Below are 26736 nucleotides of genomic sequence, written 5' to 3' on the forward strand. Positions count from 1 at the left end.
ACGGAAACCGCCGGTCAAGGGATTACGGGGCTTTGGCGAGCGCCTCGGCGGTCAGGTACGTCGCGGCCAGCCCGCGGGCCGTTCCGGTGAAGCGCTCGCGCAGCTCGGCCGGCGCCAGCACCTCGGCCTCGTCGCCGAGCTTGAGCAGTTCGATGTGGCCCTGCTTGATCGACTCGATGGGGACGGTGGTGATCAGCCAACCGTCCTCGTCGGGCGGTCCGGCCAGTTCCCGGGCGGTGCGCGACATCTCCGGCGGGAAGACGAACGCCATCATCCGCAACGCCGACTCGGTCATCCGCACCGTCGCGGTCGAGGTGTAGACGCTCTGCTCGTACCGGTCGGCCCACTCCTGCCAGAAGCCCGCGAGATCGAAGCCGGCCGGCCGCTCGGCCGGCGCGTCCAGCACCTCGGCCTCGAGAATGTTCGACACCCGGTAGGCCGTGACCCGGTCGCGGGCGGTCGCCACCAAATACCACCGGCCGGCCTTCAGCACCACGCCGAGCGGGTGCAGGGTGCGGGTCACCTCGCGCGGCGCCTTCCACCGCCGGTACCGGACCGCCAGCAGGCGGCCGCTCCACACCGCGTCGGCCACCGTGGACAGATGCGGCGTCGGCTCGGCACCGCGGAACCACCCGGGCGCGTCGAGATGGAACCTTTCCCGTACGCGATCGGCCCGGTCGGCCAGCTCACCCGGCAGCGACGCGCGCAGCTTGAGCTCCGCGGCGGCCAGCACCGAGCCGAGCCCGAGCTCGGCGGCCGGCCCCGGCATGCCGGCCAGGAACAGCGTGCCCGCCTCGTCGCCGGTCATCCCGGTCAGCCGGGTGCGGTAGCCGTCGAGCAGCTGATAGCCGCCGGCGGGCCCGCGGTCGGCGTAGATCGGCACCCCGGCCGAGCCGAGCGACTCCACGTCCCGGTACACCGTGCGGACCGACACCTCGAGCTCGTCGGCGAGCTCGCGCGCGGTCATCCGCCCCCGCGTCTGCAGCAGCAGGAGGAGCGAGACGAGACGTCCGGCGCGCATGTCCGCACGGTAGCCGCCGGGTACGACACAAGGGGAGCCATTCCGGCTCCCCTTCCGCGGTGCGTGTCGATCAGAGGGCGGACAGGCGGTTCAGCAGGTCGCGGTAGCTGCGCAGCTGAACGCGCAGCTGCTCGGTGTCGTCCGAGACGCCGCCCAGTGCGTCCTTCTGCGCCTGCAGCGCGCTGGTCAGCTTGTCCACCGCCTCGCCGACGAGGGCGGCGGCGTCGGCGGTCGCCTCCTTGGGGCTGTCCACGAAGCGCAGCTGGATCTCGCGGAACCGCTCGGCGAACGAGTCGCCGTCGCTGAAGAGCCGGTCGAGAGGCGCGGCGGACACACTGCCCGGCGTCGCCGAAGCAGCGGCCGGAGCGGCCACCGTGTCGGCGGGCTCGGCCGGTGCCTCCGCCACATCCCGGCGCAGCGCGGGGTCGGACTCGGGCTCGTCGGACTCATCGGACCCGGCCGCGAGCGGCTCGCCGGTGGCCGGCTCGACCGCCTGCGGGCTGTCGAAGGTGCCCTCGTCCTTGATCGCCTGGTCCTCGGCGGGCTCGTCGGTCACGTCCCGGCGAAGCGCCGGCTCGGAGTCCGTGTCCGTGTCGTCCGCCCCGTCGTCCGTCTCCACGGTGCCGTCCGGGTGGTAGGTCGTCACGGTTCCCGTCTCGTCGCGGCGGGCGGCCGGTTCGTCGGCGTCGTCCCGCGGCTCCTGCTCGGCGAGTTCGTCGTCCGGACTGCCGGTCTCGTCGGATCGCGAGGTGTCGGATCGCGTGGTGTCGGAGAGCGAGGCGTCGTCGGACCGTGCGGTGTCGTCGGACCGCACGGTGTCGTCGGACCGCACGGTGTCGTCGGACCGTGCGGTGTCGTCGGACCGCACGGTGTCTTCGGATCGCGCGGTGTCTTCGGATCGCTCGGTATCGGTCGGCGTATCGCTCCACGGCGAGCCGGCCCGCTGCTGCGGCACCGCGATCGGATCGGAGGTGACCACATCGCCGTGGTCGCCGCCGTACGGCTCGTCGGAGTTCTCTTTGGCGTCGTTGGAGAAGAACTTCATGGTCGATGACTCCCTCAGCGGCTGGTGTCGGTGGCGGCGTCGGTGTCGGTCGCCCTGCGGGGAGCGGGCGCCGGCTCATCGTCAGGATCGGATGTAGTAGTACCAGGAGTCGTCGATACCGGGTCGGTCCCCAGCAGATCGGCGAACAATGCCCGATAGTGCACGAGTGCCAGCCGCAGGTCCTCGGTGCCGGCCGTGCCGGCCGAGTTGCGCTCGCTGATCGCGTGCGCCTCGCGGTAGTGCTCGAGGGTGTTCGCGTGCTCGACGGAGAGATCGGCCAGCCGGTCGTCGTACTCGGCTGTGGGGTAGCCGCGCTCCGTGATCAGCCGGGTGACCAGCTCGTCGGCCGTGCCGACGGCCTCGGTCGGGTTGTCCACGAATTGGATCTGTACCTCTTCCCAGGCGGCGCGGTACCGCTGCTGGGACTCCGGGCTGAGCTCCTTGAGCTCGAGCTCCGCGTGCCGCTTCTCGCGCTCGCGCAGCTCCTTCTCGGCCTCCGTGCGGCTGCCGGTGTCGGCCACCACGCGGTCGTACTCGGGCCCGAAGGTGCTCTGCAGCTTCTTGCGGCGTCCGGCCTGCACGCCGTACACGATCGCGGCGATGATCACCAGGACGACGATGATCAGGACGATGGTGAGTGTGGGGGACATCGGTCTCCTCCTTCTTCAGTCCCGGTATTCCCACTCACCCTGGGTCGTCAATCCCCTTTGGCGAGAACGTCCACGAGACCCGACCACGCCACCCGGCCGTGGAGATCGACGGCTCTGTCGCATGGCCGACTTTGGGAGCGCGCTCTCCGGCGTGCCAATCTCCATGGGCAATTAGGACAGACCGGTCATATATTGTCCGCTTGGGTGGTAGCTCAGGCTGAATGTTTTACGTATTCTCCGGAAGGCGCACGCGGACGGTGACGGCCTGCAACGAGGTCGGTGATCCGGGGGCGACGTGTGGCCGGAAGCTGTCAACCTCGGGCGGAGCCTGATGAGAACCCGCAACTGGTCGATCCGTTCGAAGATCATCACGATGATCACCGTGCCGCTCACGGCGCTGCTGGCGGTGTGGCTGTTCGCGACCGCGCTGACCGCCGACCCGGCACTCACGCTGCTGTCCGCGCGCACGCTGGCCACCGATGTGGCCACCCCCGGCGAGGTCGTGATCACCGAGCTCCAGCGCGAGCGCCGCCTGTCGGTGCAGTACCTCTCCGACACCAGCGCCTCGGCCGCCATGCTCGCCGCACAGCGCAGCGCGACCGATCGCGCCGTCCAGGACTTTCGTGCGGTCGCCCGCGGCGGCGACGCGTGGCGCGCGGCCACTCCCGCCCTGCGCGAGCGGATCAACCAGTTCTACACCGAGCTCAACCTGCTGCCGGAGCAGCGCGAGCACATCGCCGGCCGCCAACTCGACCCGATCGGCGCGCAGAATCTGTTCAACGGCATGGTGGCGGCCGGGTTCGACATGTTCCTCGCCACCGCGACCTTCCCGGACGACGAGATCGACCGGCAGATTCGCGCCCTGACCACCCTCGGTCACGGCCAGGAATACCTGAGCCGGGTCGACTCGCTGCTGGCCGGCGCCACGGTCAGCGGCAAGTTCTCCGAGCCGATCCGCGCCGCCCTCGTGCAGGACATCGGCATCGCCCGGTTCCTGCTCACCCAGGGCGTCAACGACCTGCCCGAGTCCAGTCGCGTCGGCTATCAGAAGCTCACCGTCGGTCCAGCGTTCGCGCAGCTCAGCAACATGATGGACCGGCTGATCACGCAGAGCCGGGCGGGCCAGATCTCGCCGGTCGGCGCGGACAGCTGGCGGCTGCCGTACGGGCAGACCGCCGACGAGTTGCGCGACTTCGAGGACGGCGCGATTCAGGGGCTGACCGAGCGCGCCTCCTCGCTGGCGATGGCCATCCTGCTCCGCCTCGCGCTGGCCGCGGTTCTCGGCCTGATCGCGTTCGGCGTCTCGGTGGCCATCTCGATCCGGGTCGGCCGGTCGATGGTCGGCCGGCTGCGCGGCCTGCGCGGTGAGGCGCTCGAGATGGCCACCGAGCGGCTGCCCAACGTGGTCCGTCGCCTGCAGCGCGGCGAGAACGTCGACGTCGAGGTCGAGACGCCACCGCTGGAGTACGGCCGGGACGAGATCGGCCAGCTCGGCCACGCCTTCAACGACGTACAGCGGACGGCCGTGCAGTCAGCGGTGGAGGAGGCCAACGTCCGGCGCGGGCTCAACGAGGTGTTCCTCAACATCGCCCGGCGCAGCCAGACGCTGCTGCACCGCCAGCTCGCCCTGCTCGACCGGATGGAGCGCCGGGAGACCGAGCCGCAGGAGCTGGAGGATCTCTACCGGGTCGACCACCTGGCCACCCGGATGCGGCGCCACGCCGAGGACCTGGTGATCCTGGCCGGCGCCGCGCCCGGCCGAGGCTGGCGCAACCCGGTGCCGGTGATCGATGTGATCCGCGGCGCGATCAGCGAGGTCGAGGACTACAAGCGGATCGACATCCGCGCCATCGAGTCGTCGGCGATCCTCGGCCGTGCGGTCGGCGACATCATCCACCTGCTCGCCGAGCTGTTCGAGAACGCGACCTCGTTCTCCCCGCCGCAGACCAAGGTGCAGGTCTCCGGTCAGGTGCTGCCGAACGGGTACGCGATCGAGATCGAGGACCGTGGCCTCGGCATGACCCGCGAGGCGATCGACGAGGCCAACCGTCGCCTGGTCGAGCCGCCCGAGTTCGACCCCACGGACAGCGCCCGCCTCGGGTTGTTCGTGGTCGCCCAGCTGGCGAGCCGGCACGGCATCCGGGTGGCGCTGCGCCCGTCCGCGTACGCCGGCATCACGGCGGTCGTGCTCGTCCCCGGCGATCTCGTGGTCGGCGCTCCCGAGCAGGTGGCGCTGCCCGGCGGCAGCGGGGACCGTCCGCTGGTCGGCTCGGGGACCGCCGACCGCAGCTCGCTGGCCGCGCTGCAGTGGCAGGGCGCCGGGAAGCTGGAAGAAATCTTGATCGCCGGGCGGCCGGTGACGCTCGCCGGGCTCGCGACCGTTCCCGAGCTCGAGGCACCACCCGAGCCGAGGGCCGACCCGGCGCCGTCCTCGGTGGCCGGCGGGCTCAACGCGGACGGTCTGGTGCAGCGGCGTCGCGTGCGCAAGGAGAAGCCGGCGCCGGCGGTGGCGGACACCACTGAGGACGGTCTGCCCAAGCGGGTGCGCCAGGCCAGCCTCGCGCCACAACTGCGCCGCCCGGCCGGAACTCTGCCGGACGAGCCGACCGTCCCGCTACGCTCCCCGGAGCAGATGCGCAGCATCATGAGCGCGTTGCAGCACGGCACGACCCGCGGGCGCATCGACGCGTCCCGGCTCGAGATCCCGAGACAACGGGCATCTGAAGATCACCCGAAGCCGGAGGAAAACGGCAACGGGGCAGCACCAGGCGGTGCGTCCTTTGCGGATGCGGCTACCGTCAGTTTTCCGGCGATCGTGAACCTGGCGCTCGCCGACAACGCCATGAAGGAGGGGGCCGCCACCCCCGAGCAGGATGATGTGACCAGGCCGGAAAAGGACACAGAGTGACCCAGACGACCAAGCAGAGCGCGAACCTCACCTGGCTGCTCGACGATCTCGTCGAGCGGGTTCCCGCCGCACAGCAGGCGGTGGTGCTGTCGGCCGACGGGCTGATGATGGGCGCCTCAGCCGGACTCAAGCGCGAGGACGCCGATCATCTGTCGGCGATGGCGGCCGGATTCCAGAGCCTGGCGAAGGGGGCGAGCCGGCACTTCCGGGCCGGCCCGGTGCGGCAGACGGTGGTCGAGATGGAATCGGCCTTCCTCTTCGTCACCGCCGCCGGGCAGGGCGCGTGCCTGGCGGTGCTCGCCTCCAGCGACGCGGACCTCGGCCTCATCGCGTACGAGATGGCCATGCTCGTCACCCGCGTGGGCCAGAACATGAGCGCACCGGAACGCGCCGCGGTCGTGCCCTCCGATGCCGGCTGACCCGATGCGCCCCGCGCACAACCGGCTCGCCAACGACTGGCTGGACCGGGATGCGGGCCCGGTGGTCCGGCCCTACGCGATGACCCAGGGCCGGGTCGCGCCCACCGGCGGCGAGATCGACATGATGGCGTTCGTCCTGGCGACCCCGGCCGAGTCCGAGCCGGCCGGCCGTATGCAGCCGGAACACCATGCGATCGTGGCCGCCGCGGGGGAGCCGATCCCCGTGGTCGAGCTGGCCTCCACCCTCGACCTGTCGGTCGGCGTCGTCCGGGTTTTGCTCGGTGATCTACGCTCGGCAGGGCTCATTTCGATGTACGAACCCCCGGCGGCATCCCGGCCGCATGATGTCGACGTTCTCAAGGCGGTTGTCAATGGACTCCGTGCGCTCTGACCGCAACGGTGCGTCGTCGCGCATCCCGGTAGCGCTCAAGATTTTGATTGCGGGTGGCTTCGGCGCCGGCAAGACCACGATGGTCGGCTCGGTGAGCGAGATCCGTCCGCTGCAGACCGAGGAGATTCTCACCGGGGTCGAGGGCGCCGACGACATCGGCGGCGTGGAGAGCAAGACCACCACGACCGTGACGATGGACTTCGGCCGGATCACCATCACCGAGGACCTGCAGCTCTACCTGTTCGGCACGCCGGGGCAGGACCGCTTCTGGTTTCTCTGGGACGAGCTCTCCCAGGGCGCGCTCGGCGCCGTGGTGCTCGCCGACACCCGCCGCCTGGCCGACTGCTTTCCCTCGATCGACTACTTCGAGCAGCGCGGCACCCCGTTCGTGGTGGCGGTCAACTGCTTCGAGGCCGAGCAGCGCTTCGCCGCCGACGCGGTGGGCCGGGCGCTCGACCTCGACCCGGGGGTTCCGGTCGTGCTGTTCGACGCCCGCGAGCCGCTCGGCGCGCGAAATGTCCTGATCGAGTTGGTCGAGTACGTAGCCCGTCGTCAGCTGGCCGCGGCCGGCTCCCGCTGAGGCCGGCTCGGCTGGGCACGGTCCTGCCGATCACGCGGGAGCGAGGCGAGGACAGACCCTAGCGACCTGCGCCCGGCCGTCGCCTCACCGCGGCGGCCAGGCCGGGTGCGGCCCGGGCGGGATGCAGATCAGCTGGGCGGCGAGGCGCTTGACCGTGCGCTCGTCCGCCAGCCCCCGCGACACCAGCTCCTCGGGCCGGGTGAACGGGCCGTTCGCCGCCCGGTCGGCGACGATCACGAGGGCACTGGCCACCGGGAGTTTGGTGGCAACGGCGATCTGATACGCGTCGAGATGGTTGAGGTCGACCAGCCCGCCGTCGTCGATCGCGCGCAGCGGGAGGTGCACCCTCTGCGACCGGCTGGTGCTCGGCCTGGCCGGACACGACTGGACGGTGCTCCCCTGGATGGTGGCGCCGGCGACCGGGGTCCTCCCCGGCCCGGGCCATGTCCGGTGCCTCGACGACCTCGGCTGCGCGGGCAGCTGGGCGGCGGGCGTCGAGGCGTACCACTGCCGGCGCTGGCCGCTCTGGCTGGCCGGTGTCGACGCCGGCATCCGCTGGCGGCTGCACGGCAGCCGCTCCGCGCGGCGCTTTCACCTCTGGCGCTCCGACGGCCGCTTGAGTTCCTTCCCGTACGCGATCCTGACCGCCGCCGCCGGGACGCCGCGCCTCTCCACCGACCTGGCGGAGATCGGCACCGCGCACGCGGCGACCCTGCTGGCCGCGATGGGCACCGATGCGGAGGGCGTGGCGGTGCCGCTCACTTCGGTGATCACCGCCCTGGACCTGGCTGACCGCTACCCGCACCTGTCCGGCACGGTCACCCGCAGCGCCCCCGGCCTGGTCACCGCCCGGCACGCGCTGTCGCCGTCCCCGTCCTGCCGCCGAGCCGCCCTCCACCTGATGCGCACCCCCTGGTGACGGAGGGTCGCCCGGCAAACCCGCGTCGGGGCCGCGGATGTGGTGGGATCTGAGCATGGCTGCGAACGCTGAGTACATCTACGTCGGTGGCTACACGGGTGACAAGGGCGGTACGGCCGAGGGCATCGCCCTGCTGCGCCGCGATCCCACCTCGGGCGCGTTGACGCGCCTGGGCGTCGCCGCTCGTACCCCCTCTCCCTCCTTCCTCGCTCAGCACCCCACCCTGCCGGTTCTGTACGCGGTCAACGAGCTCGAGTCCGACGGCACGATCAGCGCCTTCACCGTCGCCGACGACGGCGAGCTGACCCCGCTGTCGATCCAGCCGACCGGCGGCTCCGACCCGGCCCACCTCTCGGTCACCGCGGACGGCCGGTTCCTGCTGGTCGCCAACTACTCGAGCGGCTCGGTGGCGGTGCACCCGCTCGACCCGGAGGGCGCGCAGGGGGAGCGGTCCGACCTGCTCGACCTGGCCGGCAGCGGGCCGGACGCGGAGCGCCAGGAGGGACCGCACGCGCACATGGTGCTGCCCGACCGGGACTGCGTGCTGATCGCCGACCTCGGCGCCGACCGGGTGTGGCGGGCGCGGCTCGACCCGGTGAGCGGCCGGCTCGACATGCTGGCGCCGGCGGTCGTCGCGAAGCCCGGCACCGGCCCGCGGCACCTGCGCATCGCCCCGCACGACACGATGGTGCTGGTCGGCGAGCTGGCCGCGAACCTCTCCTGGTACCACCCCGCCGCGGACGGCTCGCTCGAGCTGGCCGGCGAGGTGCCGTCGAGCACCCAGGACGGGCCGACCTACCCGTCCGAGATCGTCATGGGCCCGGACGGTCGCTTCGTCTACGTGGCGAACCGCGGGCCGAATACGGTGTCCGCCTTTTCCTGGGACGGTGAACGGGCCACCCCGATTGCCGAGATCTCTACTGCCGGTGACTGGCCCCGCCACATGATTCTCCTGGGAAATCACCTCTACGTAGCCAACGAAAGATCACACAGCGTAACAACGTTTCGGATCGATCCCGACTCCGGCGTGCCCGAGCCGCAGGGTGAGCCAATCGCCCAGGCCAGCCCCACATGCCTGCTGCGCTGGACATCGATGGCGGTCAGGTGATGCGCGAGATGGGACTAATCCGAATTGTCCGGAAAGTTGCCAAAAGCGTCGACTGGCCCAGCACGGTCCGAAACGGCGCCACCACGGTACGTAGTATTGCTCTGAAGAAAACCTAAACCGAGTAACTTTCCGCCGAACGTATATGGCATTCGGGTTCTGTGATGCGCACTATAGAGCGCGTGTCAGGCCGCCATCGTCGAAACTTTAACTTCCGAGGAGCGGGCGTCGTTGGGGCAGCGATGGCGATTGTCGTCGTCCTTGCCGGGTCCTATCTGGGCTATCAGCGACTGTCCGACTCCGGGTGCACCGGTTCGGTCCGGTTGACCGTCGCCGCCACGACGGAGATCGCTACTGCCGTCGAGCAGACGGCCCAGAGCTGGATCCAGAACGGCGCGAACGTCAACGGAACCTGTATAGCGGTGACCGTCAACCCGATTCAGCCGGCGATCATGGCCGCCGCGGTGGCCGGGGAGCACCGGGTCACCCTGAACGGGGTCGGTACCGCGCCCGAGTCGGTGAAGGTCCCCGACGTCTGGATCCCCGACTCCTCCACCTGGCTGCTGCGTCTCAAGCAGGAGGCGCCCGGCTTCGTGCCGACCGACGGCAAGCCGGTCGCGCAGAGCCCGATCGTGGTCGCCATGCCGCAGCCGGTCGCCGAGCAACTCGGCTGGCCGAACAAGAGGCTCGGCTGGAAGGACCTGCTCACCCAGCTGACCACCAGCACCCAGCTGCGCACCGGCGTCGTCGACCCGAACCGCGACGCCGCCGGCCTGTCCGGCCTGCTCGCGCTGGGCCAGGCGGCCGGCGCCGGCCCGCAGGCGCAGGCCGTGAAGGTCGGCGCGCTCAAGGCGCTGGCCCAGAGCTCGTCCGCGCTCCGCGAGGACCTGCTGCAGAAGTTCCCGCACGACCCCAACGACATCGCGACCGCCCTGAGCGCCGCGCCGTTGTCCGAGCAGGACGTGATCAGCTACGACGCGGAGCGGCCGCCGGTCCCGCTGGCGGCGCTCTACCTCGACCCGAGCCCGCTGCCGCTGGACTACCCGTACGCGATCATGCCGGAGGTCGACCTGCAGAAGTCGGCCGCGGCGACCGCGCTGCACCAGCAGCTGAACAGCGCGGCCTTCAAGAACGCGCTCGCCTCGGCCGGCCTGCGTGCCCCGGACGGCAGCGTCGGCTCCGGCTTCGCCGCCCCGACCAGCGCCCCCGAGGCGTCCCCGGCGATCAGTTCCGACGGCAAGTCGAGCGGCGGCTCGGCCGCGGCCGGCCAGCCCGGCGCCGCCGCGCTCAGCCAGGCGCTGGGCTCCTGGTCCGCGATCACGCTGCCCGGCCGGGCGCTGGCCGTCTTCGACGTCTCCGGCTCGATGCTGAAGCCGGTGCCGACCGCGGGCGGCGCCACCCGGGCCGCGGTGACCCAAGCGGCGGCCTCCGGTGGTCTGGCTCTCTTCGACGACAAGTGGGCCGTCGGCGTGTGGCTGTTCTCCACCGACATGAACGGCACCAAGCCGTACCGGGAGATCGTGCCGATCAGCCCGCTCTCGTCGCAGCGTTCCAAGATCCAAGCGTCGATCAGCCAGATCGTGCCGAAGCGGAACGGCAACACCGGTCTCTACGACACCCTGCTCGCCGCGTACCAGAACGTGCAGAACTCGTGGCAGCCCGGCAAGGTCAACTCGGTGCTCCTGTTCACCGACGGGGTGAACGAGAACGACGAGGGCATCACGCAGGACACTCTGATCGCCAGGCTCAAGCAGCTCAACGATCCGAAGCGCCCGGTACGCGTGGTCATCATCGGCATCGGTCCCGAGGTCAACCGCAAGGAGCTCGAGACCATCGTGAAGCCCACCGCGGCCGGCGGCGTGTTCATCGCGCCGGACCCCGCGAAGATCGGTGAGATCTTCCTGGAGGCGATCGCCACCCGCACCGGGGCGAACTGACCGCAAACCACGATTTCGTACGCAGCGAGGGCCGTCACCAACCGCGGTGACGGCCCTCGCTGCCTACGCGGCGCTCGGCGCCGTCACCGGCGCGCCGAAGAGCCGTCCGGTCAGGTTTGCCGACCGGCCGCGCGCCGCAGGGTAGTCTCTGCTCCACCATGGCGCTTCTCGAAGGGGCCGACCCGATGCACGCCGCGGCGATCGACGACGCTGCGCAATCCCTACTGTTCGCCTGGGACCAGGCCCGCGAGCAGGTGACCCCGCGACTGTCCTGGCCGCAGCTGAACGCCCTGCTCGCCGTCGAGCGCGCCGAGGGCGTCAACCTGGGCCGCCTCGCCGCCGAGCTCGGCATGCTGCTCTCCTCGGCGAGCCGGTTGTGCGACCGCCTGGTCGCCAACGGCATGGTCGAGCGCGTCCCCGGCCGGGCCGACCGCCGCGAGATCGCGCTCTACCTGACGCCGTCCTCCCGAGCGCTGCTGGCCGAGCTGCGCCGCATCCGCCGGCTGGCCCTCGCCGCGACGCTGGAGAAGATGTCGGCGCCCGGCCGTGCCGCGCTGCTGCGCGGCCTCAGCGAGTTCGCGGCCGCCGCCGTCGACGAGGCACCCAGCGGCGCCGCGGCCCGCTCGGCCTAGGGCGCGCGACCGCCGGGGGCAAGCGGCGGCGCAAGCGGCAGCCGGGGCAAGCGGCAGCGCAAGCGGCGGCCAGGGCAAGCGGCGGCGCAAGCGGCGGCCGGGGCAAGCGGCGGCCGGGGCAAGCGGCAGCGCAAGCGGCGGCCGGGGTAAGCGGCGGCCAGCGCAAGCGGCGGCCGGGGCAAGCGGCGACCGGGGCAAGCGGCGGCGCAAGCGGCGACCGGTCGCGCCGCGGGTCGCTTGGCCTTGGCCTCGCGCCCGGGGCGGCTAGAGCTAGCGGCTCAGCCAGGCCGCCGGGTCGTCGCGCACCGAGCGGATGACGGCGTCGGCGGCACCGCGCATCGCGGCGTCCGCGCCCAGGGCCGCCGCCCGCAGCGTGACCGGCGCGAGCCCCGCGGTCAGCACCCGGCGACCGAGCTCGGCCTCGATCCCGTCGCGCAGCCGGGGAAGCTCCGGCGCGTAGGCGCCGCCCAGCACGATCACCCCGATGTCGAGCAGGTTGACCACCGCGGCCAGCGCGATCCCGAGCGCCGACGCGGCCAGGTCGGCGTCGGCGGCGACCGCCTCCTGCCCGGCGTACTGCTCGAGGCAGCCGTTCGCTCCGCACCGGCAGGGCCGCCCGTCGGGGTGCACCGTGACGTGCCCGATCTCGCCGCTCCAGCCCCGCCCGCCACGGTAGAGCTCACCGTCCAGCACGATCCCGGCGCCGATGCCGATCTCGCCGGACACGTAGAGGAAGGTCTGCTCGTCGCCGGCGCGGAGCTCGCCGAGCGCCGCGAGGTTGGCCTCGTTGTCGACGATCAGCGGCAGGCCGGCCAGGCCGGGCAGCAGCGCCGGCACGTCCACGTCCTGCCAGCCGAGGTTGGGCGCCACCCGCACCAGCCCGCCCGCGGCGACTAGGCCCGGCACCGCCAGTGCCGCACCGGCCAGGGTCAGCCCCTCGGCCGCGGCGGCGGCACGGGCCTGATCCGCCAGCGTGTCGAGGGCGGCCAGGGCCGCGGCGGGGGAGACGGGCCGCTGGTCGCCGTGCGAGACGATCCGGTGCCGCACCGCACCGGTGAGATCCATGACGCAGGCCGCGAGATAGTCGACGTTGATCTCCAGCCCGAGCCCGGCCGGCCCGTCCGCGTTCAGGGCGAGCCCGGCGGCGGGCCGGCCGGCCCCGGTGCGTGGCGCCGGGTCGTGCTCGGTCAGCAGCCCGCCCGCGATCAGGTCGTCCACGAGCGCGGACACGGTGGCCCGGGTCAGCCCGGTCGCCGCCGCGATCGCCGCCCTGGATGGGCGATCTGCGCTGTTTGCCGCGGTTTGCAGCACGAGCGCGAGATTATGGGCCCGCACGCTCGACTGCCGCACGGGTGCCTGGGCGGCGGTCATGATCCGGGTCGGCATGCCCTTGACATTGCCACACCGTCTCCAAATAATTCAACCAATAAACAAATCAGATCTGTTACGCGGAGGTCACCATGCCGGTCCAACCCACACGCGAAGACAAGTTCTCCTTCGGCCTCTGGACCGTCGGGTGGCAGGCCCGCGACCCGTTCGGCGACGCGACCCGGGCCGCGCTCGACCCGATCGAGGCCGTGCACAAGCTCGCCGAGGTCGGCGCCTACGGCATCACGTTCCACGACGACGACCTGGTGCCCTTCGGTGCCGACGCGCACACGCGGGACGGCATCATCGCCAACTTCAAGAAGGCACTCGACGAGACCGGCCTGATCGTCCCGATGGTCACCACCAACCTGTTCACCCACCCGGTGTTCAAGGACGGCGGCTTCACCAGCAACGACCGATCCGTCCGGCGCTACGCGCTGCGCAAGGTGATGCGCCAGATGGACCTCGGCGCCGAGCTGGGCGCACAGACCCTCGTGCTCTGGGGCGGCCGCGAGGGCGCCGAGTACGACGTGGCCAAGGACATCCGGGCCGCCCTCGACCGCTACGCCGAGGCCCTCAACCTGCTCGCGCAGTACTCCGAGGATCGCGGCTACGGCCTGCGCTTCGCCATCGAGCCCAAGCCCAACGAGCCCCGCGGCGACATCCTGCTGCCGACCGCCGGCCACGCCATCGCGTTCGTGAACGACCTGGAGCGCCCCGAGCTGTTCGGCATCAACCCCGAGGTCGGCCACGAGCAGATGTCGAACCTCAACTTCGCCCAGGGCATCGCCCAGGCGCTGTGGCACAAGAAGCTGTTCCACATCGACCTGAACGGTCAGCACGGCCCCAAGTTCGACCAGGACCTGGTCTTCGGCCACGGCGACCTGCTCAACGCGTTCGCCCTGGTCGACCTGCTGGAGTTCGGCGGACCGCAGGGCGCACCGGCCTACGACGGCCCGCGCCACTTCGACTACAAGCCGTCCCGCACCGAGGACTACGACGGCGTCTGGGAGTCGGCGCGCGCCAACATCCGGATGTACCTGCTGCTCAAGGAGCGGGCGCAGGCGTTCCGGGCCGACCCGGCCGTGCAGGAGGCGCTGGCCGCCAGCGGCGTGGCCGAGCTCAACACCCCGACCCTCCAGGCGGGCGAGACCTACCAGGACCTCCTGGCCGACCGCAGCGCGTTCGAGGACTTCAACCCGGACGCGGCCGGCGAGCGGGGCTACGGTTTCGTCAAGCTGCACCAGCTGGCGATCGACCACGTGTTGAAGGCGAACTGACGACATGACTCTGGTAGCCGGGATCGACAGCTCCACCCAGTCGTGCAAGGTGGTCATCCGCGACGCGGAGACCGGCAAGCTGGTCCGCCAGGGCCGGGCGAGTCATCCGGACGGCACCGAGGTGCATCCGGACGCCTGGTGGGCCGCGCTGCGGGAGGCGATCGACCAGGCCGGCGGCCTGGACGACGTGGCCGCGGCCTCGGTCGCGGGCCAGCAGCACGGGATGGTGGTGCTGGACGAGAACGGCGAGGTGGTCCGTCCGGCGCTGCTGTGGAACGACACCCGCAGCGCCGGCGCGGCCGCCGATCTCATCGCCGAGTTCGGCGGCGGGGACAAGTGGGCCGACGCGGTCGGCATCGTCCCGGTGGCCAGCTTCACGCTGACCAAGCTGCGCTGGCTGGCCCGCAACGAGCCGGCCAACGCCGCCCGGGTGGCCGCCGTCTGCCTCCCGCACGACTGGCTGACCTGGAAGCTCTCCGGGTCGACCGACATCACCACGATCAAGACCGACCGCAGCGACGCCAGCGGCACGCTGTACTGGTCGGCCAAGACCAACCAGTACCGCCCCGACCTGCTGGAGCTGGGTTTCGGGCGCCTGATAAAAACACCTGACGTGCTCGGCCCGATCGGCGTCGCCGGACACCTGCCCAACGGCGCCCCGCTCGGTCCGGGCGCCGGGGACAACGCGGCGGCCGCCTTCGGCACCGGCGCCGGCCCCGGCGACGTGGTCGTCTCGATCGGCACGTCGGGCACCGTCTTCGTGAGCTCGGACGTCTCGCCCGACGACCCGAGCGGCACGGTGGCCGGGTTCGCCGACGTCACCGGCCGGTTCCTGCCGATCGTGGTGACGCTCAACGCCGCCCGCGTGCTCGACGCGGCCGGCCGGCTGCTGGGCGTCGACCACGAGCAGCTGTCCCGGCTCGCCCTGCAAGCCCCGGCCGGCGCCGACGGCCTGGTCCTGGTGCCGTACCTGGAGGGCGAGCGCACCCCGAACCGGCCGGACGCCACCGGCGCGATCCACGGCCTCACCCTCCAGACCTCCGACCCGGCGCACCTGGCCCGGGCGGCGGTCGAGGGCATGCTCTGCGCGCTCGCCGACGGGCTGGACGCGCTGGTCCGGCACGGCGCCACCGCCAACCGCATCGTGCTGGTCGGCGGGGGCGCGCGCAGCGAGGCGGTCCGCCGCATCGCGCCCGAGCTGTTCGGCCTGCCGGTGCTCGTCCCGCCGCCGGGGGAGTACGTCGCGGACGGGGCCGCACGCCAGGCCGCGTGGGTCGCCGCGGGCGCCGCGGAGCCGCCGGTCTGGTCGGCCGAGGCCCCCGAGACGTACGAGGCGGAGCCCGTCTCGCTGATTCGAGAGCAGTACAAAGCCGCACAGGACGCAGTAATCGACCGTCCCCGCTAACCTTGCCGCGTGAGAAAGGGCGGCACCGCGCACCGCGTCTACAGCGTCGTGGTCTTCGTGATCCTGGCATCGCTGGACAACGTGGCGATCGGCCTGGTGCCGCCCCTCTACGGCAGCATCGGCGACACCTTCGGCGTCGGCGAGGGCCACATCGCGCTGGCCACCACGATCATGTTCCTGATCAGCGCGGTGGCGGCGATCGGTTTCGCGTACGCCGGCGACCGCACCGACCGCAAGCCGGTGCTGATCATCGGCACCACAATCTGGGTGGCCGGCACCGCCTGGTCCGGTCTCTCCGGCGGCTACGGCTCCTTCCTGCTCGCCCAGGTGCTCGCCGCGATCGGCCTGGGCGCCGTGGCCTCGGTCAGCTTCGCCGTGGTCAGCGACCTGATCTCGCCGAAACGCCGCGGCCTGGTGATGAGCTTCTGGGGCCTGTCCCAGGGCGTCGGCACGCTGGCCGGCACCCTGCTCGGCGGCCTGCTCGGGCACGACGACTGGCGCAAGCCGTTCCTGGTCGCCTCGGCGGCCGGCGTGATCGCCACGGTCGCCTACGTGTTCACCTACAACGTGCCGCGCGGCGAGAGCCAGCCCGAGCTGGCCGGCGTCGAGTACGACGAGCGGATCCACCCCGACGACCTGCCGGTCATCCTCGGCCGGCGCACCAACATCTGGCTGATCTTCCAGGGCTTCACCGCGCAGATCGCGCTCGGCTCGCTCGTCTGGCTGCCGATCCTGTTCCGGGCCCGGGCCGAGGACCAGGGCTACTCGTCGAGCACCGCGGTGCTGGTCGGCAGCGTCTTCGCCACGCTGTTCCAGCTGGGCGGCGCGCTGAGCATCCTGGGCGGGCTGGCCGGGGACCGGCTGCAGCGGCGCACCCCGCGCGGGCGGGCCCTCGTCGCGTCGATCGGCGTGCTGGCCGCCGTACCCTTCTACGTGGTTTTGTTCTTCGTCCCGATGACCATTGACGTGCCCGACGGCGCGAGCTCGGGACGGGTGGTGCGTGCCGTGCTCACCGACGTCTTCACCCAGCCCACGGTCGGCTTCTGCCTGATCACGGCGGTCTTCGCGCTGATGCTCACCTCGGCCAACTCGCCGAACTGGTTCGCCCTGATCGCCGACGTGAACCCGCCCGAGCACCGCGGCACCGTCTACAGCATGGGCAACCTGGTCAACGGCTTCGGCCGGGCCGGCGGCAACGCGATGGTCGGGGTGGCCTTCCGCGGGCTGGCCGGTGGGTTCCCGCCGCCGCTCAACTACGCCGTCGGGCTGGCCGGCTTCCAGCTCTTCTGGATCCCGACCGGGGTCATGTTCTGGCTGGCCAGCAGGACGGTGGCGAAGGACATGGCCAACACCCACGCGACCCTGCTGGCCGCCGCCTCGGAAGCGGAGGGTCGCCCGGACGGTGTGTCCGAGGGCCGCCCCGGCGGTTTGCCAGAGGGTCGCCCGGACGGTGGGTCAGAGGGCCGCCCAGACGGTGACATCGGCGGGGACCCGGCCGTCGGCGTCGAGGGGCTCGCTCGCGAGTAGCACCGTCGCGCCGACCGGCAGCGCCACCGGCTCGGCCCCGAAGTTCGTCAGCACCCACACGTCCCCGTTCCGGAAGGCCAGCGCCTCCTCCGGCGTCTGCTGCCAGGCGATCGTGCCGGCGCCCAGGCCGAACTCCCGGCGGATGGCCAGCGCGGCCCGGTAGAGCTCCCAGGTCGAGCCGGGCACCCCCTGCTGGCGGTCCAGGGCGTACTCGGCCCAGACGGCCGGCTGCGGCAGCCAGCTGCGATCCGACGGACCGAAGCCGTACGACGGGGCGTCCGCCTCCCACGGGATCGGCACCCGGCACCCGTCCCGGCCCACCACGGTGTGCCCCGACCGCGGCCGTGCCGGGTCTTGGCGGTGCTCGTGCGGCAGCGTGGTGTGCTCCGGCAGCCCCAGCTCCTCGCCCTGGTATAGGTACGCCGAACCGGGCAGCGCCAGCATCTGCAGGGTGGCCGCGCGCGCCCGGCGCAGGCCCAGTCCCACGTCCGGCTGCGGGTCGTCCGGGCCGATACCGTGCAGCCGGGTCTGCTCGATCGGGTAGCCGAGCCGGGTCGCGTGCCGGATGACGTCGTGGTTGGACAGCACCCAGGTGGTCGGCGCACCCACCTCGTCGTTGGCCTCGAGCGACGTGTTGATCACCGCGCGCAGGTCGGCGGCCCGCCACGGCGCGCTCAGGTACATGAAGTTGAAGGCCTGGTGCATCTCGTCCGGCCGCACGTACCGGGCGAGCCGCGCGGCCGGCTGCACCCACGCCTCGGCCACCAGGATCCGGCCGTCCGGGTACTCGTCGACGACCCGGCGCCACTCCCGGTAGATCTCGTGCACGCCCTCCTGGTCCCACATCGGCGGTGGCGGCCCAGCCGGCGCGAGCCCGCCCAGGATGGCGGCGGGCACGTCCCACTCCGGGAGGGTGTCCGCCTTGACCAACCCGTGCGCCACGTCCACCCGGAAACCGTCCACGCCACGGTCGAGCCAGAACCGCAGGATGTCGCGGAACTCGTCACGGACCTCGCGGTTGCCCCAGTCGAGGTCGGGCTGGCTGACGTCGAACAGGTGCAGGTACCACTGCCCGTCCGGCACCCGCTGCCAGGCGCTGCCGCCGAACATGCTGGTCCACGAGTTCGGCGGGAGCGCGCCGTCCGGCCCGCGGCCCTCCCGGAAGATGTAGCGATCCCGCTCCGGGCTGCCCGGCGGCGCGGCCAGCGCCTGCCGGAACCACTCGTGCCGGCTGGAGGTGTGGTTCGGCACCAGGTCGACGATGACCTTCAGACCCAGGTTGTGCGCCACCGCGATCAGCTTGTCGGCGTCGCCGAGGTCACCGAACCGGGCGTCCACGCCGCGGTAGTCGGCCACGTCGTAGCCGCCGTCGTGCTGCGGGGAGGGGTAGAAGGGGGAGAGCCACACGGCGTCGACCCCGAGCTCCTTGAGGCGGGGCAGGCGCCCGGTGATGCCGGGCAGGTCACCCATGCCGTCGCCGTCGCTGTCCGCGAACGAGCGGGGGTAGACCTGGTAGATGACGGCATCGCGCCACCAGCGGTAGACCATGCGCCAAATCTAAGGCGTGACCGGCAGGACAGGCCTTAGTCGTCGAGGATGGCGGCGAATCTCTCCTCGGCCAGGTCGAGCTGGTCGAGGATGTGGTCCTTGGCCTCGACCGAGAGTGGCGTGTCCGGCCGTCCGACCAGCTCGCGCAGCTTGGGCACCAGCGGGCGGTACTTGGTCGCCGACGAGTAGGCCTTGTCGGCGGTGGTGTGCACCACGCCGACCCCGTTGTCGGTGAAGTCGGACACCTTGATCACCCGGGCCCAGGGGTCGCGCTCCAGATTGGACGCGACGTGCTCCCGGTACTGCTCGTGCCGGTCGCGGTCGGGGTCGTACTCCGGGTTGGTGACCGAGCGGACCAGCTCGGCCACCCTCGGGTTGAAGCGGCGGGCCAGCTCGGCGATCGCCGCCTCGGTCAGCTCGGAGTGGGTGTGCCCCGCCGGGTCGAGCCCGCCCAGCTCGGCCGGGTGGTCCTCGACCGCGTCGTGCAGCAGCGCGGCGGTGAGCACGTCGACGTCGCGCACCCCGTAGTACTTGACGATCCGGATGGCGACCCGCAGCAGATGGTTGAGGTACGGCTCGCGCACCCGCCGGTCCCCGGCGTGCAGCGTGCCGGCCAGCTCGAGCGCCGCGCGCAGCTGGGCGGTCTCGCCGGGCGGGAAGGCGTCCACCTCGAGCAGGAACCGCTCGCGCAGTCCCTGCTCGCCGTAGACCTCGGTGATCGCGTGCAGGGGCATCGACAGCAGCAGCCGGGTCGCCATGCCGATACCTTAGCGATCAGCTGTTGCCGGTCGATCGCATCGGAACGGGCTGGGGTGACGGCCGGCGCGCGGACCCGTGGGCGAGATTCGCCTGCCGGAGTGACCACGGACTGGCGATGCTCTCGGCGTGCACGCCCCGCTTCGGGGTCGGCGTCCCGTCGGAGAACTCCTCCTCGGTCATCGCCTGCAGCGCGCTCAGCGCCGCGGCCACGATCGTGGCCGCGGCGATCAGCGTGATCGGCACGATCATCGTCAGCGGCCGGATGCCGTGCACGTGGTCGACGCGGTCGACGTCCAGGCGCACCGACATGGCCGCCATGCCGGTGTAATGCATGCCGCACACCGCGATCGCCATGATCGACGCGGCGCCGCTGACCCGGGCCCAGCCGCGTACCGAGATCGCGAACCAGTGCGCGACGGTGGACGCCACCACCGCGATGATCGCCGAGGCGATCACCAGCGACCGGTCGTAGTGCATCGTCCCGGCCACGTGCAGGCCCTCCATGCCGGAGTAGTGCATGGCCAGCACACCGCCGCCGGTCAGCACCCCGGCCGCGAGCACCTTGGGAAAGCTGCGCCGGCCGTGCCCGACGATCAGCAGGCCGAGTCCGACCGCGAGGACCGCGACGAACAGGCTGAGTACGGTCATCACGAGGTCGAAGCGCACCGGGCTGGCCGGCACGTCGAAGCCGAGCATCGCGGCGAAGTGCATCAGCCAGATACCGCCGCCGCCGATGGCGAAGGCGGCGATGCCCAGCCAGCGGTTGCGCCGGCTGCGGGTGCGGGCATCGCGTGCCCGGCCGGTGCAGAGAAGTCCGAAGAACGAGCCGAGGAACGCCAGGAGATAGGCGGCGATCGGGTTGAAGACGCCATACGTAAAGTGATGGATCGCGGTCACTGCGTAACTCTTGTGGCAGTTTGCGCACTTCCATCGCACTGCGTGTGCGCTCTCACCGCAAAGAGAGCCGGGACCGCCGAATCGGCGGTCCCGGTCGAAATCAGACGGGAGACGGGTCAGGTGAAGATGCTGACGCCACCCGGGCCGACCAGCAGGCCCACGATGATCAGCACGATGCCCCAGAGGAGCTGCCGCCGGAACAGCGCGAGGATGCCGGCGACCACCAGAATGACTGCGAGGATCCAGAGGAGAACGTCCATGCAGACCGGATACCCCCGGCCTGCGAATCGGAAACCCGCCTAGGTGGCGATCAACTCGAGCTCGGCTTCCTCGGAAAGCAGCTGGTAGACGTTGTACGCCTGCTTGATGACCGGATGCGCCACGTTGCGCACCGGCACCCCGCCCGGCGTCCGCCCGCGCTCCGAGCCGTGGTGCGCATGCCCGTGCAGGGCCAGCGCGGTCGGCGCCGCGTCGATCGCCCGGCCCAGCTGGTAGCAGCCCAGGAACGCGTAGATCTCCAGCGGCTCGCCGAGCAGCGTGTCCGGCACCGGGGCGTAGTGGGTCAGCGCCACCAGCGCGTCCACCTGCACCGACAGCAGCGCGTCCTGCAGCCGCTCGGCGAGCACCTCGGTGGTGCCGACGAAGTCCTTCATCTCGCGCTCGCCGAAGTTGCTCGCGCAGGCGCCCGCGAAGCCGCCGCCGAAGCCCTTCACCCCGGCGATGCCGAGCCGCCGGCCGTGCAGCTCGAGCACGGTGGCCTCGCCCTCCAGCACGGTGATGCCCGACTCGGTGAGCACGTCGGTCACCCGGGACTGCTGGTCGCTCTGGTGGTCGTGGTTGCCCAGGACGGTCACGACCGGCACGCCCAGGCCGCCGAACTCGGTGGCGAAGCAGCGCGCCTCCTCGACCGTGCCGTGCCGGGTCAGATCTCCGGCCACCAGCAGCACGTCGGCCCGGTCGGGCAGTTCCTCGAGGGCCGGCCGGAACCGGCCCAGGACATCGGAGTCCACGTGGACGTCGCCCACGGCGGCGATCCGGATCATGAAATTTCCTCCACCTCGTTGGGCGCCTGGGCCCGGATGATGCCGATGTCGCAGGCGATCGCCACGTCCGGGAAATGCTCGGAGATCTGCCGGCAGATCTCGTCCCGCCGGGCCGGGCTCTCCACCTCGCCGCCCAGCACCAGCTGTTGTTCTCGGCGGTGCACGGTGATGCCGAGCTCGGCGATCCGGCCCTCGGTGAGCAGGCTCTGGATCTCGGCTTCCAGGTATTCGTCGGCTCGAATGCTCATCTCATTCCCCACCCTCATCTGTCGGTTCCGTCAGGGGGACCACGTCCAGCCGGTCGAGCAGCATCAGAAACGCCTCGGCGTACGGGGAGTCGGCCGTCTCCCGGCGCACGCGCGCCCAATCGATCTGCTCGCGCAGCGAGCGGGCCACCGGGAAGCCGGTGGCGAAGTCACAGTGGTGCTGGCTGTAGCTGAGCAGCTTGTGGACCATCAGCCGGGTCGCCGAGATCACCGGCATGCTGATCGCCTCGACCGCGATGATCTCGGTGTCGCGCAGCGTCTCGTCGGTGACCGGCGTCTCGATCGGCCGGTAGATGAGATCCACCATCCGGTCCTCGTCGTAGACCTTGGCCAGCCAGTCCTCGGGCGGCTGCTCGGTGCGGAAGCCGACGTCGGCGAGCGCCTTGAGGGCCGCGTCCTTGTCCTGCTCGCGCAGCAGGAAGTCCACGTCGTGATCGCTGGAGTGGCCACCGTGCGCGTAGACCGCGAAGCTGCCGCCGAGCGCGAACGGGATGTCGGCCGCCTTCAGCGTGGCGGCCACCCGCTTGAGCGCGGTGGCCAGTCCGGCGTCCACGTGGTGCGGCATGGGCTTCTCCCTGTTCGGCTCCGGTGCCTGCCCTGGACCGGTACCCGGCCCCCGGTGCCTTGAATCAACCGCCAAAATCAACTGCTTGACCCCATTTTGGTACGTGTCGAGCACGGTCGCCGTGAAACTGCCTGGGCAAGCCCGGTTACCGTTGCTGGGCATGACGCGACCACCTCGCACGATCGCGCTCGTCGGCATCGATGGCAGCGGCAAGACGACGCAGGCCCACCGCCTGGCCGACACCCTGGCTCAGGAGGGGCTGGGCGCCGCGTACCGCCGCAACGCCGGCGGCCGCCGCTGGTTCGGTCGCCTGGCCGCCCGCCTGGGCCGCGGCGACGACGCGGAAGACCTGCTGGGGCGGCGGGCGATGCTGTTCGTCGAGTCCGTGCTGCGCTGGCTGGCCATTCTGCGCACGCTGCTGCGTCGCGCCCTGACCGGCGAGATCACCGTGATGGACCGGCACGCCGTCTGCCAGTACGCGAGCCTGCGGGCCCGGACCGGCCGCCCGGCCGCCGAACGCCGCGCCCGCCGGGCCTACCGGCTCTTCCCGCGCCCCGACGTGACCTTCCTGCTGGCCGTCGACCCGAGGATCGCCCACGACCGCGTCGAGGCCCGCGGCTACGACCACGAGACCATCGAGTACCTGTCCGCCGCCGCGGCCGCCTACCGCTCGCTCCCCGAGTACGGCGACTTCGTGGTGATCGACGCGAACGCCGCCCCGGACCAGGTCGCCGCCGAGATTCGCGCCCGGCTGCCGATCCCGGCCCCGGTCACCCCGGCCCGCGCCCGGGTGCGCACGCTGATCCTGGCCGGCGGCCCGCTGCTGGCCGGCGCGACGGCCCTGGGCTATCAGCTGGCCGAGGCACTCTGAGCCCCGCGCTCAGGTGTCCCAGCGGCTGAGCCCAGCGGCTGAGCGCAGCGGCTGAGCCCAGCGGCTGAGCCCAGCGGGTTGAGCCCAGCGGGTGAGCCCAGCGGTCAGGCCTGGCCGTAGACCGGGATGGTCGCGCCTGTCGTCGGTGCGGACGCGTCCGAGGCCAGGAAGACGATGGTCGGGGCGATCTCGGCCGGCTTGACCCACCGGGAGAAGTCGGCATCCGGCATCTCCCGCCGGTTGGTGGGGGTGTCGATGACGCTCGGCACGATCGTGTTGCACCGGACGTTCTGCTTCCGGTACTCGACCGCCACCGCCCCCGCGAAGGCCAGCACCGCCGCCTTCGCGGTGATATAGCCGGCCGCGCCCGGCCATGGCGCCAGCGCCGCCCGGGACGAGACGCAGACGATCCCGCCGCCGCCGGCCGCGACCAGGTGCGGCAGCGCGGCGCGGGTCACCAGATAGGTCGGTCGCAGATTGCGGGCGAGCATCTGCTCGAAATCGGCGACCGGGGTCTCGGCCACCAGCCCGCTCCCCGCGTACGCCCCGGCCAGGTTGATCACTGCGCGCAGCGGCGCCGCGGGATCGCCCGCCGCGACGGCCATCGCGGCAGTGACGTCCGTCTCATCGCCGAGGTCCGCTTCGACACTCACCACGCCCGCGAGGGCGGTGCGGCCCGGCCGAACCGGGGCCACCACCCGCCAGCCGTCGGCCACGAAGGCCGCCACCGTGGCGACGCCCAGCCCGCCCGCTCCGCCCGACACGAAGACCGTCCGTCCGCTGTTCATGGAGATCATGCTGCCCGCTCACCCGCCGAGGGCGGTGTGGTTTTGGTCACGGTCGGCGCTGGACCGCCGGCTATCGGGGAATACCGGCCAAACGAGTCGTCACCTGCCCGGGCGTCACCCGTGCGGGCGAGTGAACTACGGCGCGGCGTGCCGCATTGTGGCAGGTGGTCCGGTTCGGGCCGGTGCCTGACGATCTTTTTGGCGAGGCTTTTGTTTCAGGCCGGTCGCGAAGCTGTCGATCCTGCACGTGAACCCGGGAAGCCGAGCGGCCGTACTGGGTAGTGACGAGCATCCCAAGTTCGGTGGTGATGCCCGTCGCTGCGACGGATGAGGGGCCGATGGTGTCATTGAGACTGACGCGGGTATGCGTTCTGCTGCGTGACCGACGGCGGCTGCTGCGCGTGAATGCCGGCTCGGGCTCAGGGGCCCTCCTCAGGAACATCGCACGCGGCTCTCAGCAATCACCCAGGCATTCGTGACACTTTCGATCCGCCAGCCGGAATCAGTGCGAGCAGCCATTTGTTGTGTAGATGCCAGTAACCGCAATGTACGAACTGCGGGCGTTACGGGGAGGAACTGATGGACACAGGGTTTGCCCGTAGCGGGGTAAGTAGTGAAGGCAATGAGGGGACTGTGGGCAGCGTGGAGAAGAACACCGTGATGCGGACCGACCAGGTCGCCGAGGAGCGCGACCTCGTCGGCGTGTACCTGCACGAGATCTCCCGGACGCCTCTGCTGGACGCAGCGCAGGAGGTCGAGCTCTCCAAGCAGATCGAAGCAGGCCTCTACGCGGAGTTCCTGCTCGACGAGGGCGAGGTGCCGCGCGGTGTGAGCCGTGAGGAGCTCGAGCGGCTGGTCCACGAGGGGCAGCGGGCGAAGGACCTGTTCATCCGGGCCAACCTGCGACTGGTCGTGTCGATCGCCCGGCGTTACGTGCGCTCGGGCATGCCGATGCTCGACCTGATCCAGGAGGGCAACACCGGCCTGGTCCGCGCCGTGGAGAAGTTCGACTACGAGCGTGGCTACAAGTTCTCGACGTACGCGACGTGGTGGGTGCGGCAGGCGATCAGCCGGGCCATCGCCCAGCAGGAGCGCACGGTGCGCCTCCCGGTGCACCTGGTCGAGGACGTCAACCGGATGCGCAACGTCACCCGCCAGCTCGTCCGCGAGCTCGGCGCCGACCCCGAGCCCGAGCAGGTCGCGGCGGCGCTCGGCGTGACCGTGGAGCGCGTCAACGAACTGACCCGCTGGGCCCAGGACACCGTGTCCCTGGACACCCCGGTGGGCGACGACGGCGACACCAACCTCGGCGACCTGGTGGCCGACAGCGACGCGCCGTCGCCGGAGGAGATCGTGCTGACCGCGCTGGAGCGGCAGCGGATCGAGGGCCTGCTCAACCACCTGGACGACCGTTCGGCCGGCATCATGCGGGCGCGGTACGGCCTCGAGGACGGCCGGGAGCACTCGCTGACCGAGGTGGCCTCGCGCTTCTCGCTCAGCCGCGAGCGCATCCGCCAGCTCGAGATCCAGGCGCTCGGCCGGCTGCGTGAGCTGGCCCGGGCCGAGGGCCTGCAGGCCGCCTGACCCACCCGGAAAACTCCCCCCGACCCACAAACGCGAAAGGCCGGTACCCGATCGGGTACCGGCCTTCTCGGCTCTTTGCGCCTGGCTACCGCACGCGGCCGTAGCCGTACGGCGTCATGATGTCGATCGATCTCTTCTTGATCGGCTCGCCCTCGCGGGACGCGTCGATGATCATGCCGCCGCCGACGTACAGGCCGACGTGGCCGAGGCTGCGATAGAACACCAGGTCGCCTGCCTGCAGTTGCGACCGGGAGATGCGCGCCGTGGCGCTGTACTGCGCGGCCGCGTTGTGCGGGAGCGACTTCCCGGCCTTCGCCCAGGCGGCCATGGTGAGACCCGAGCAGTCGTACTTGTCGGGCCCGGAGTCGCCGTATCCGTAGTACGCGGGCTTGTTCGCCTGTTCATAGGCGAAGTCGACGGCGATGCCGGCCTTGCCGGAGATGGCCGGCGCCGGGCCCGCCGCGCCCGCCTGACCGGTCTCGGTCGCGCTGCCATAGAGCTGAACGCGCATGGCCCGCAGCTTCTTGATGTTCGCTTCGATCGTCTTCTTGCGGGCGTCCATCGCCTTGAGCTGCGCCGCCTGCTTGGCCTCCGCCGTCTTCAGCTCGGCCTTGCGCTCGTCGAAGGTCGCCGTGGTGTTGGTGTAGTCGTCGATGTCCCGCTGGTTGGCGCGGCTGATCGCGTCGAGGTAGCTGAGCCGCTCGACCAGTCCACCCGGGTCACTGCCGAGCAGCGCGCTCATCGGCCCGATCCGGCCCTGCATGTAGGCGTTGCTGGCGATGGTGTTGACCTGACCCTGGGCGACCAGGAGCTTCGCCTTGGTGGGGCCGATCGAGGCTTCGAGGGCCTTCTCGTCCGCGGCCGTCTTCTTCAGGTCGATGTTGAGCTTGTTGTACGACTCGGTGATGTCCTCGAGCTGGTTCGACGCGGTGTCGATCTGCTTTTTGAGGTCGCTCGCGGAGGGCGCCGCGGGTGCCGCGGTCGCCATGGTTCCGGTGATCGCGATCGACATCGCCGCGACCAGGAGCGCCCGAAGCCTCGTACGGGGGTGTGGCACCGGTTTGCTGGCCTTTCTTCCGCTCGGCCGCCTACCGGGTCAGCTGACGCCCCACGTTTCCGGTGGAGGCGTGGGCGGGAAGAAGGCCCTACCGCTCGCGCGGATTCACCCCAGGAAACACGGTTGCCCGGCCCGTCGCGACTGCCGGGCACGCCCGGGGGAGAGCGTGCT

The 26736-nt window shown here is 71.3% G+C and carries 27 protein-coding genes; 13 read left to right on the forward strand and 14 right to left on the reverse strand.

Annotation, left to right across the window (positions count from 1 at the left end):
• Nucleotides 1–22: 22 nt before the first annotated feature.
• The 3 genes from ODJ79_RS04235 to ODJ79_RS04245 form a co-directional block, all read right to left on the reverse strand.
• A complete protein-coding gene (locus ODJ79_RS04235; RefSeq protein ID WP_263021973.1) occupies nt 23–1021 on the reverse strand; it encodes a helix-turn-helix transcriptional regulator in 999 nt (332 codons plus the stop codon).
• A gap of 70 nt (nt 1022–1091) precedes the next feature.
• Nucleotides 1092–2066 carry a hypothetical protein gene (locus ODJ79_RS04240; protein ID WP_263021974.1) on the reverse strand — a complete coding sequence of 325 codons (975 nt, stop codon included), beginning with the start codon at nt 2064–2066 and terminating at the stop codon, nt 1092–1094.
• 14 nt (nt 2067–2080) lie between these two features.
• The gene (locus ODJ79_RS04245) at nt 2081–2716 is read right to left on the reverse strand and encodes a hypothetical protein (protein ID WP_263021975.1); all 636 of its coding nucleotides are present in this window, start codon (nt 2714–2716) and stop codon (nt 2081–2083) included.
• 331 nt (nt 2717–3047) lie between these two features.
• Here ODJ79_RS04245 and ODJ79_RS04250 point away from each other — a divergent pair, with 331 nt between their 5' ends.
• Genes ODJ79_RS04250 through ODJ79_RS04265 form a run of 4 tightly spaced genes read left to right on the forward strand, consistent with a single transcriptional unit; the run spans nt 3048 to nt 7014 of the window.
• Entirely contained in the window at nt 3048–5624 is a 2577-nt protein-coding gene (locus ODJ79_RS04250; protein WP_263021976.1) for a nitrate- and nitrite sensing domain-containing protein, read from the forward strand.
• Nucleotides 5621–6043, forward strand: a complete 423-nt coding sequence (locus ODJ79_RS04255) for a roadblock/LC7 domain-containing protein (protein ID WP_263021977.1) — start codon at nt 5621–5623, stop codon at nt 6041–6043. Before ODJ79_RS04250 ends, ODJ79_RS04255 begins: the two co-directional genes overlap by 4 nt.
• Nucleotides 6033–6434: a DUF742 domain-containing protein gene (locus ODJ79_RS04260; protein ID WP_411267256.1), complete on the forward strand. Its 402-nt coding sequence runs from the start codon at nt 6033–6035 to the stop codon at nt 6432–6434. Before ODJ79_RS04255 ends, ODJ79_RS04260 begins: the two co-directional genes overlap by 11 nt.
• Nucleotides 6415–7014: a GTP-binding protein gene (locus tag ODJ79_RS04265; RefSeq protein ID WP_263021978.1), complete on the forward strand. Its 600-nt coding sequence runs from the start codon at nt 6415–6417 to the stop codon at nt 7012–7014. The genes ODJ79_RS04260 and ODJ79_RS04265 overlap by 20 nt, the downstream gene beginning before the upstream one ends.
• An 84-nt stretch (nt 7015–7098) precedes the next feature.
• Here ODJ79_RS04265 and ODJ79_RS04270 read toward each other — a convergent pair whose 3' ends face one another.
• Nucleotides 7099–7359 carry a hypothetical protein gene (locus ODJ79_RS04270; protein ID WP_263021979.1) on the reverse strand — a complete coding sequence of 87 codons (261 nt, stop codon included), beginning with the start codon at nt 7357–7359 and terminating at the stop codon, nt 7099–7101.
• 16 nt (nt 7360–7375) lie between these two features.
• Here ODJ79_RS04270 and ODJ79_RS04275 point away from each other — a divergent pair, with 16 nt between their 5' ends.
• The 4 genes from ODJ79_RS04275 to ODJ79_RS04290 all read left to right on the forward strand — a co-directional run bounded on the left by ODJ79_RS04275 (nt 7376) and on the right by ODJ79_RS04290 (nt 11607).
• On the forward strand, nt 7376–7933 hold the full coding sequence (locus ODJ79_RS04275) for a hypothetical protein (protein ID WP_263021980.1): 558 nt from the start codon (nt 7376–7378) through the stop codon (nt 7931–7933).
• Between the two features lie 55 nt (nt 7934–7988).
• Nucleotides 7989–9041: a lactonase family protein gene (locus ODJ79_RS04280; protein WP_263021981.1), complete on the forward strand. Its 1053-nt coding sequence runs from the start codon at nt 7989–7991 to the stop codon at nt 9039–9041.
• A 239-nt stretch (nt 9042–9280) separates the two neighbouring features.
• A complete protein-coding gene (locus tag ODJ79_RS04285) occupies nt 9281–10975 on the forward strand; it encodes a substrate-binding and VWA domain-containing protein (RefSeq protein WP_263021982.1) in 1695 nt (564 codons plus the stop codon).
• Nucleotides 10976–11133: 158 nt separating this feature from the next.
• Nucleotides 11134–11607 (forward strand): MarR family winged helix-turn-helix transcriptional regulator, encoded by a 474-nt coding sequence (locus tag ODJ79_RS04290; RefSeq protein WP_263021983.1) that lies wholly within the window; start codon nt 11134–11136, stop codon nt 11605–11607.
• Between the two features lie 270 nt (nt 11608–11877).
• Here ODJ79_RS04290 and ODJ79_RS04295 read toward each other — a convergent pair whose 3' ends face one another.
• Complete coding sequence (locus ODJ79_RS04295) at nt 11878–12993, reverse strand: ROK family protein (RefSeq protein WP_263021984.1); 1116 nt, start codon at nt 12991–12993, stop codon at nt 11878–11880.
• Nucleotides 12994–13067: 74 nt separating this feature from the next.
• Between ODJ79_RS04295 and xylA the strand changes: the two genes are divergently transcribed.
• Genes xylA through ODJ79_RS04310 form a run of 3 tightly spaced genes read left to right on the forward strand, consistent with a single transcriptional unit; the run spans nt 13068 to nt 17187 of the window.
• Complete coding sequence (gene xylA, locus ODJ79_RS04300) at nt 13068–14255, forward strand: xylose isomerase (protein WP_263021985.1); 1188 nt, start codon at nt 13068–13070, stop codon at nt 14253–14255.
• 4 nt (nt 14256–14259) lie between these two features.
• Complete coding sequence (gene xylB, locus ODJ79_RS04305; protein WP_263021986.1) at nt 14260–15660, forward strand: xylulokinase; 1401 nt, start codon at nt 14260–14262, stop codon at nt 15658–15660.
• A gap of 9 nt (nt 15661–15669) precedes the next feature.
• Complete coding sequence (locus tag ODJ79_RS04310; protein WP_263021987.1) at nt 15670–17187, forward strand: MFS transporter; 1518 nt, start codon at nt 15670–15672, stop codon at nt 17185–17187.
• Here the strand turns inward: ODJ79_RS04310 and ODJ79_RS04315 are convergent.
• The 7 genes from ODJ79_RS04315 to ODJ79_RS04345 all read right to left on the reverse strand — a co-directional run bounded on the left by ODJ79_RS04315 (nt 17116) and on the right by ODJ79_RS04345 (nt 22265).
• Nucleotides 17116–18735, reverse strand: coding sequence for a glycoside hydrolase family 13 protein (locus ODJ79_RS04315; RefSeq protein WP_263021988.1), 1620 nt, complete (start codon nt 18733–18735; stop codon nt 17116–17118). The two genes, ODJ79_RS04310 and ODJ79_RS04315, sit on opposite strands and share 72 nt — an antisense overlap.
• Nucleotides 18736–18770: 35 nt before the next feature.
• On the reverse strand, nt 18771–19493 hold the full coding sequence (locus tag ODJ79_RS04320; protein ID WP_263021989.1) for an HD domain-containing protein: 723 nt from the start codon (nt 19491–19493) through the stop codon (nt 18771–18773).
• A gap of 16 nt (nt 19494–19509) precedes the next feature.
• The gene (locus tag ODJ79_RS04325; protein WP_263021990.1) at nt 19510–20391 is read right to left on the reverse strand and encodes an MHYT domain-containing protein; all 882 of its coding nucleotides are present in this window, start codon (nt 20389–20391) and stop codon (nt 19510–19512) included.
• Nucleotides 20392–20507: 116 nt separating this feature from the next.
• Entirely contained in the window at nt 20508–20651 is a 144-nt protein-coding gene (locus tag ODJ79_RS04330) for a GPGG-motif small membrane protein (protein ID WP_179855124.1), read from the reverse strand.
• Nucleotides 20652–20690: 39 nt separating this feature from the next.
• Nucleotides 20691–21434 carry a metallophosphoesterase gene (locus tag ODJ79_RS04335; protein WP_263021991.1) on the reverse strand — a complete coding sequence of 248 codons (744 nt, stop codon included), beginning with the start codon at nt 21432–21434 and terminating at the stop codon, nt 20691–20693.
• Entirely contained in the window at nt 21431–21682 is a 252-nt protein-coding gene (locus ODJ79_RS04340; RefSeq protein WP_263021992.1) for a hypothetical protein, read from the reverse strand. Before ODJ79_RS04340 ends, ODJ79_RS04335 begins: the two co-directional genes overlap by 4 nt.
• Nucleotide 21683: 1 nt before the next feature.
• Entirely contained in the window at nt 21684–22265 is a 582-nt protein-coding gene (locus ODJ79_RS04345; RefSeq protein WP_263021993.1) for a nucleotidyltransferase, read from the reverse strand.
• 160 nt (nt 22266–22425) lie between these two features.
• Between ODJ79_RS04345 and ODJ79_RS04350 the strand changes: the two genes are divergently transcribed.
• Complete coding sequence (locus tag ODJ79_RS04350) at nt 22426–23136, forward strand: dTMP kinase (protein ID WP_263021994.1); 711 nt, start codon at nt 22426–22428, stop codon at nt 23134–23136.
• A gap of 104 nt (nt 23137–23240) precedes the next feature.
• On the opposite strand, the gene ODJ79_RS04355 is transcribed toward ODJ79_RS04350, so the two are convergent.
• Nucleotides 23241–23933 carry an SDR family NAD(P)-dependent oxidoreductase gene (locus tag ODJ79_RS04355; RefSeq protein ID WP_263021995.1) on the reverse strand — a complete coding sequence of 231 codons (693 nt, stop codon included), beginning with the start codon at nt 23931–23933 and terminating at the stop codon, nt 23241–23243.
• 570 nt (nt 23934–24503) lie between these two features.
• On the opposite strand from ODJ79_RS04355, the gene ODJ79_RS04360 reads away from it, so the two are divergent.
• Nucleotides 24504–25508, forward strand: a complete 1005-nt coding sequence (locus tag ODJ79_RS04360) for an RNA polymerase sigma factor RpoD/SigA (RefSeq protein ID WP_263021996.1) — start codon at nt 24504–24506, stop codon at nt 25506–25508.
• Between the two features lie 85 nt (nt 25509–25593).
• Here ODJ79_RS04360 and ODJ79_RS04365 read toward each other — a convergent pair whose 3' ends face one another.
• Nucleotides 25594–26520, reverse strand: coding sequence for a C40 family peptidase (locus ODJ79_RS04365; protein WP_263021997.1), 927 nt, complete (start codon nt 26518–26520; stop codon nt 25594–25596).
• Nucleotides 26521–26736 lie beyond the last annotated feature (216 nt).

The sequence above is a fragment of the Actinoplanes sp. KI2 genome (assembly GCF_025630775.1).
GTDB lineage: Bacteria > Actinomycetota > Actinomycetes > Mycobacteriales > Micromonosporaceae > Actinoplanes.

Coding starts and splice junctions, on each gene's coding strand:
- ODJ79_RS04235 (WP_263021973.1), bottom strand. CDS start 1,021: ATGCGCGCCGGACGTCTCGTCTCGCTCCTCCTGCTGCTGCAGACGCGG.
- ODJ79_RS04240 (WP_263021974.1), bottom strand. CDS start 2,066: ATGAAGTTCTTCTCCAACGACGCCAAAGAGAACTCCGACGAGCCGTAC.
- ODJ79_RS04245 (WP_263021975.1), bottom strand. CDS start 2,716: ATGTCCCCCACACTCACCATCGTCCTGATCATCGTCGTCCTGGTGATC.
- ODJ79_RS04250 (WP_263021976.1), top strand. CDS start 3,048: ATGAGAACCCGCAACTGGTCGATCCGTTCGAAGATCATCACGATGATC.
- ODJ79_RS04260 (WP_411267256.1), top strand. CDS start 6,033: ATGCCGGCTGACCCGATGCGCCCCGCGCACAACCGGCTCGCCAACGAC.
- ODJ79_RS04265 (WP_263021978.1), top strand. CDS start 6,415: ATGGACTCCGTGCGCTCTGACCGCAACGGTGCGTCGTCGCGCATCCCG.
- ODJ79_RS04280 (WP_263021981.1), top strand. CDS start 7,989: ATGGCTGCGAACGCTGAGTACATCTACGTCGGTGGCTACACGGGTGAC.
- ODJ79_RS04285 (WP_263021982.1), top strand. CDS start 9,281: ATGGCGATTGTCGTCGTCCTTGCCGGGTCCTATCTGGGCTATCAGCGA.
- ODJ79_RS04290 (WP_263021983.1), top strand. CDS start 11,134: ATGGCGCTTCTCGAAGGGGCCGACCCGATGCACGCCGCGGCGATCGAC.
- ODJ79_RS04295 (WP_263021984.1), bottom strand. CDS start 12,993: ATGCCGACCCGGATCATGACCGCCGCCCAGGCACCCGTGCGGCAGTCG.
- xylA (WP_263021985.1), top strand. CDS start 13,068: ATGCCGGTCCAACCCACACGCGAAGACAAGTTCTCCTTCGGCCTCTGG.
- xylB (WP_263021986.1), top strand. CDS start 14,260: ATGACTCTGGTAGCCGGGATCGACAGCTCCACCCAGTCGTGCAAGGTG.
- ODJ79_RS04315 (WP_263021988.1), bottom strand. CDS start 18,735: ATGGTCTACCGCTGGTGGCGCGATGCCGTCATCTACCAGGTCTACCCC.
- ODJ79_RS04320 (WP_263021989.1), bottom strand. CDS start 19,493: ATGGCGACCCGGCTGCTGCTGTCGATGCCCCTGCACGCGATCACCGAG.
- ODJ79_RS04330 (WP_179855124.1), bottom strand. CDS start 20,651: ATGGACGTTCTCCTCTGGATCCTCGCAGTCATTCTGGTGGTCGCCGGC.
- ODJ79_RS04335 (WP_263021991.1), bottom strand. CDS start 21,434: ATGATCCGGATCGCCGCCGTGGGCGACGTCCACGTGGACTCCGATGTC.
- ODJ79_RS04340 (WP_263021992.1), bottom strand. CDS start 21,682: ATGAGCATTCGAGCCGACGAATACCTGGAAGCCGAGATCCAGAGCCTG.
- ODJ79_RS04345 (WP_263021993.1), bottom strand. CDS start 22,265: ATGCCGCACCACGTGGACGCCGGACTGGCCACCGCGCTCAAGCGGGTG.
- ODJ79_RS04350 (WP_263021994.1), top strand. CDS start 22,426: ATGACGCGACCACCTCGCACGATCGCGCTCGTCGGCATCGATGGCAGC.
- ODJ79_RS04355 (WP_263021995.1), bottom strand. CDS start 23,933: ATGATCTCCATGAACAGCGGACGGACGGTCTTCGTGTCGGGCGGAGCG.
- ODJ79_RS04360 (WP_263021996.1), top strand. CDS start 24,504: ATGGACACAGGGTTTGCCCGTAGCGGGGTAAGTAGTGAAGGCAATGAG.
- ODJ79_RS04365 (WP_263021997.1), bottom strand. CDS start 26,520: ATGTCGATCGCGATCACCGGAACCATGGCGACCGCGGCACCCGCGGCG.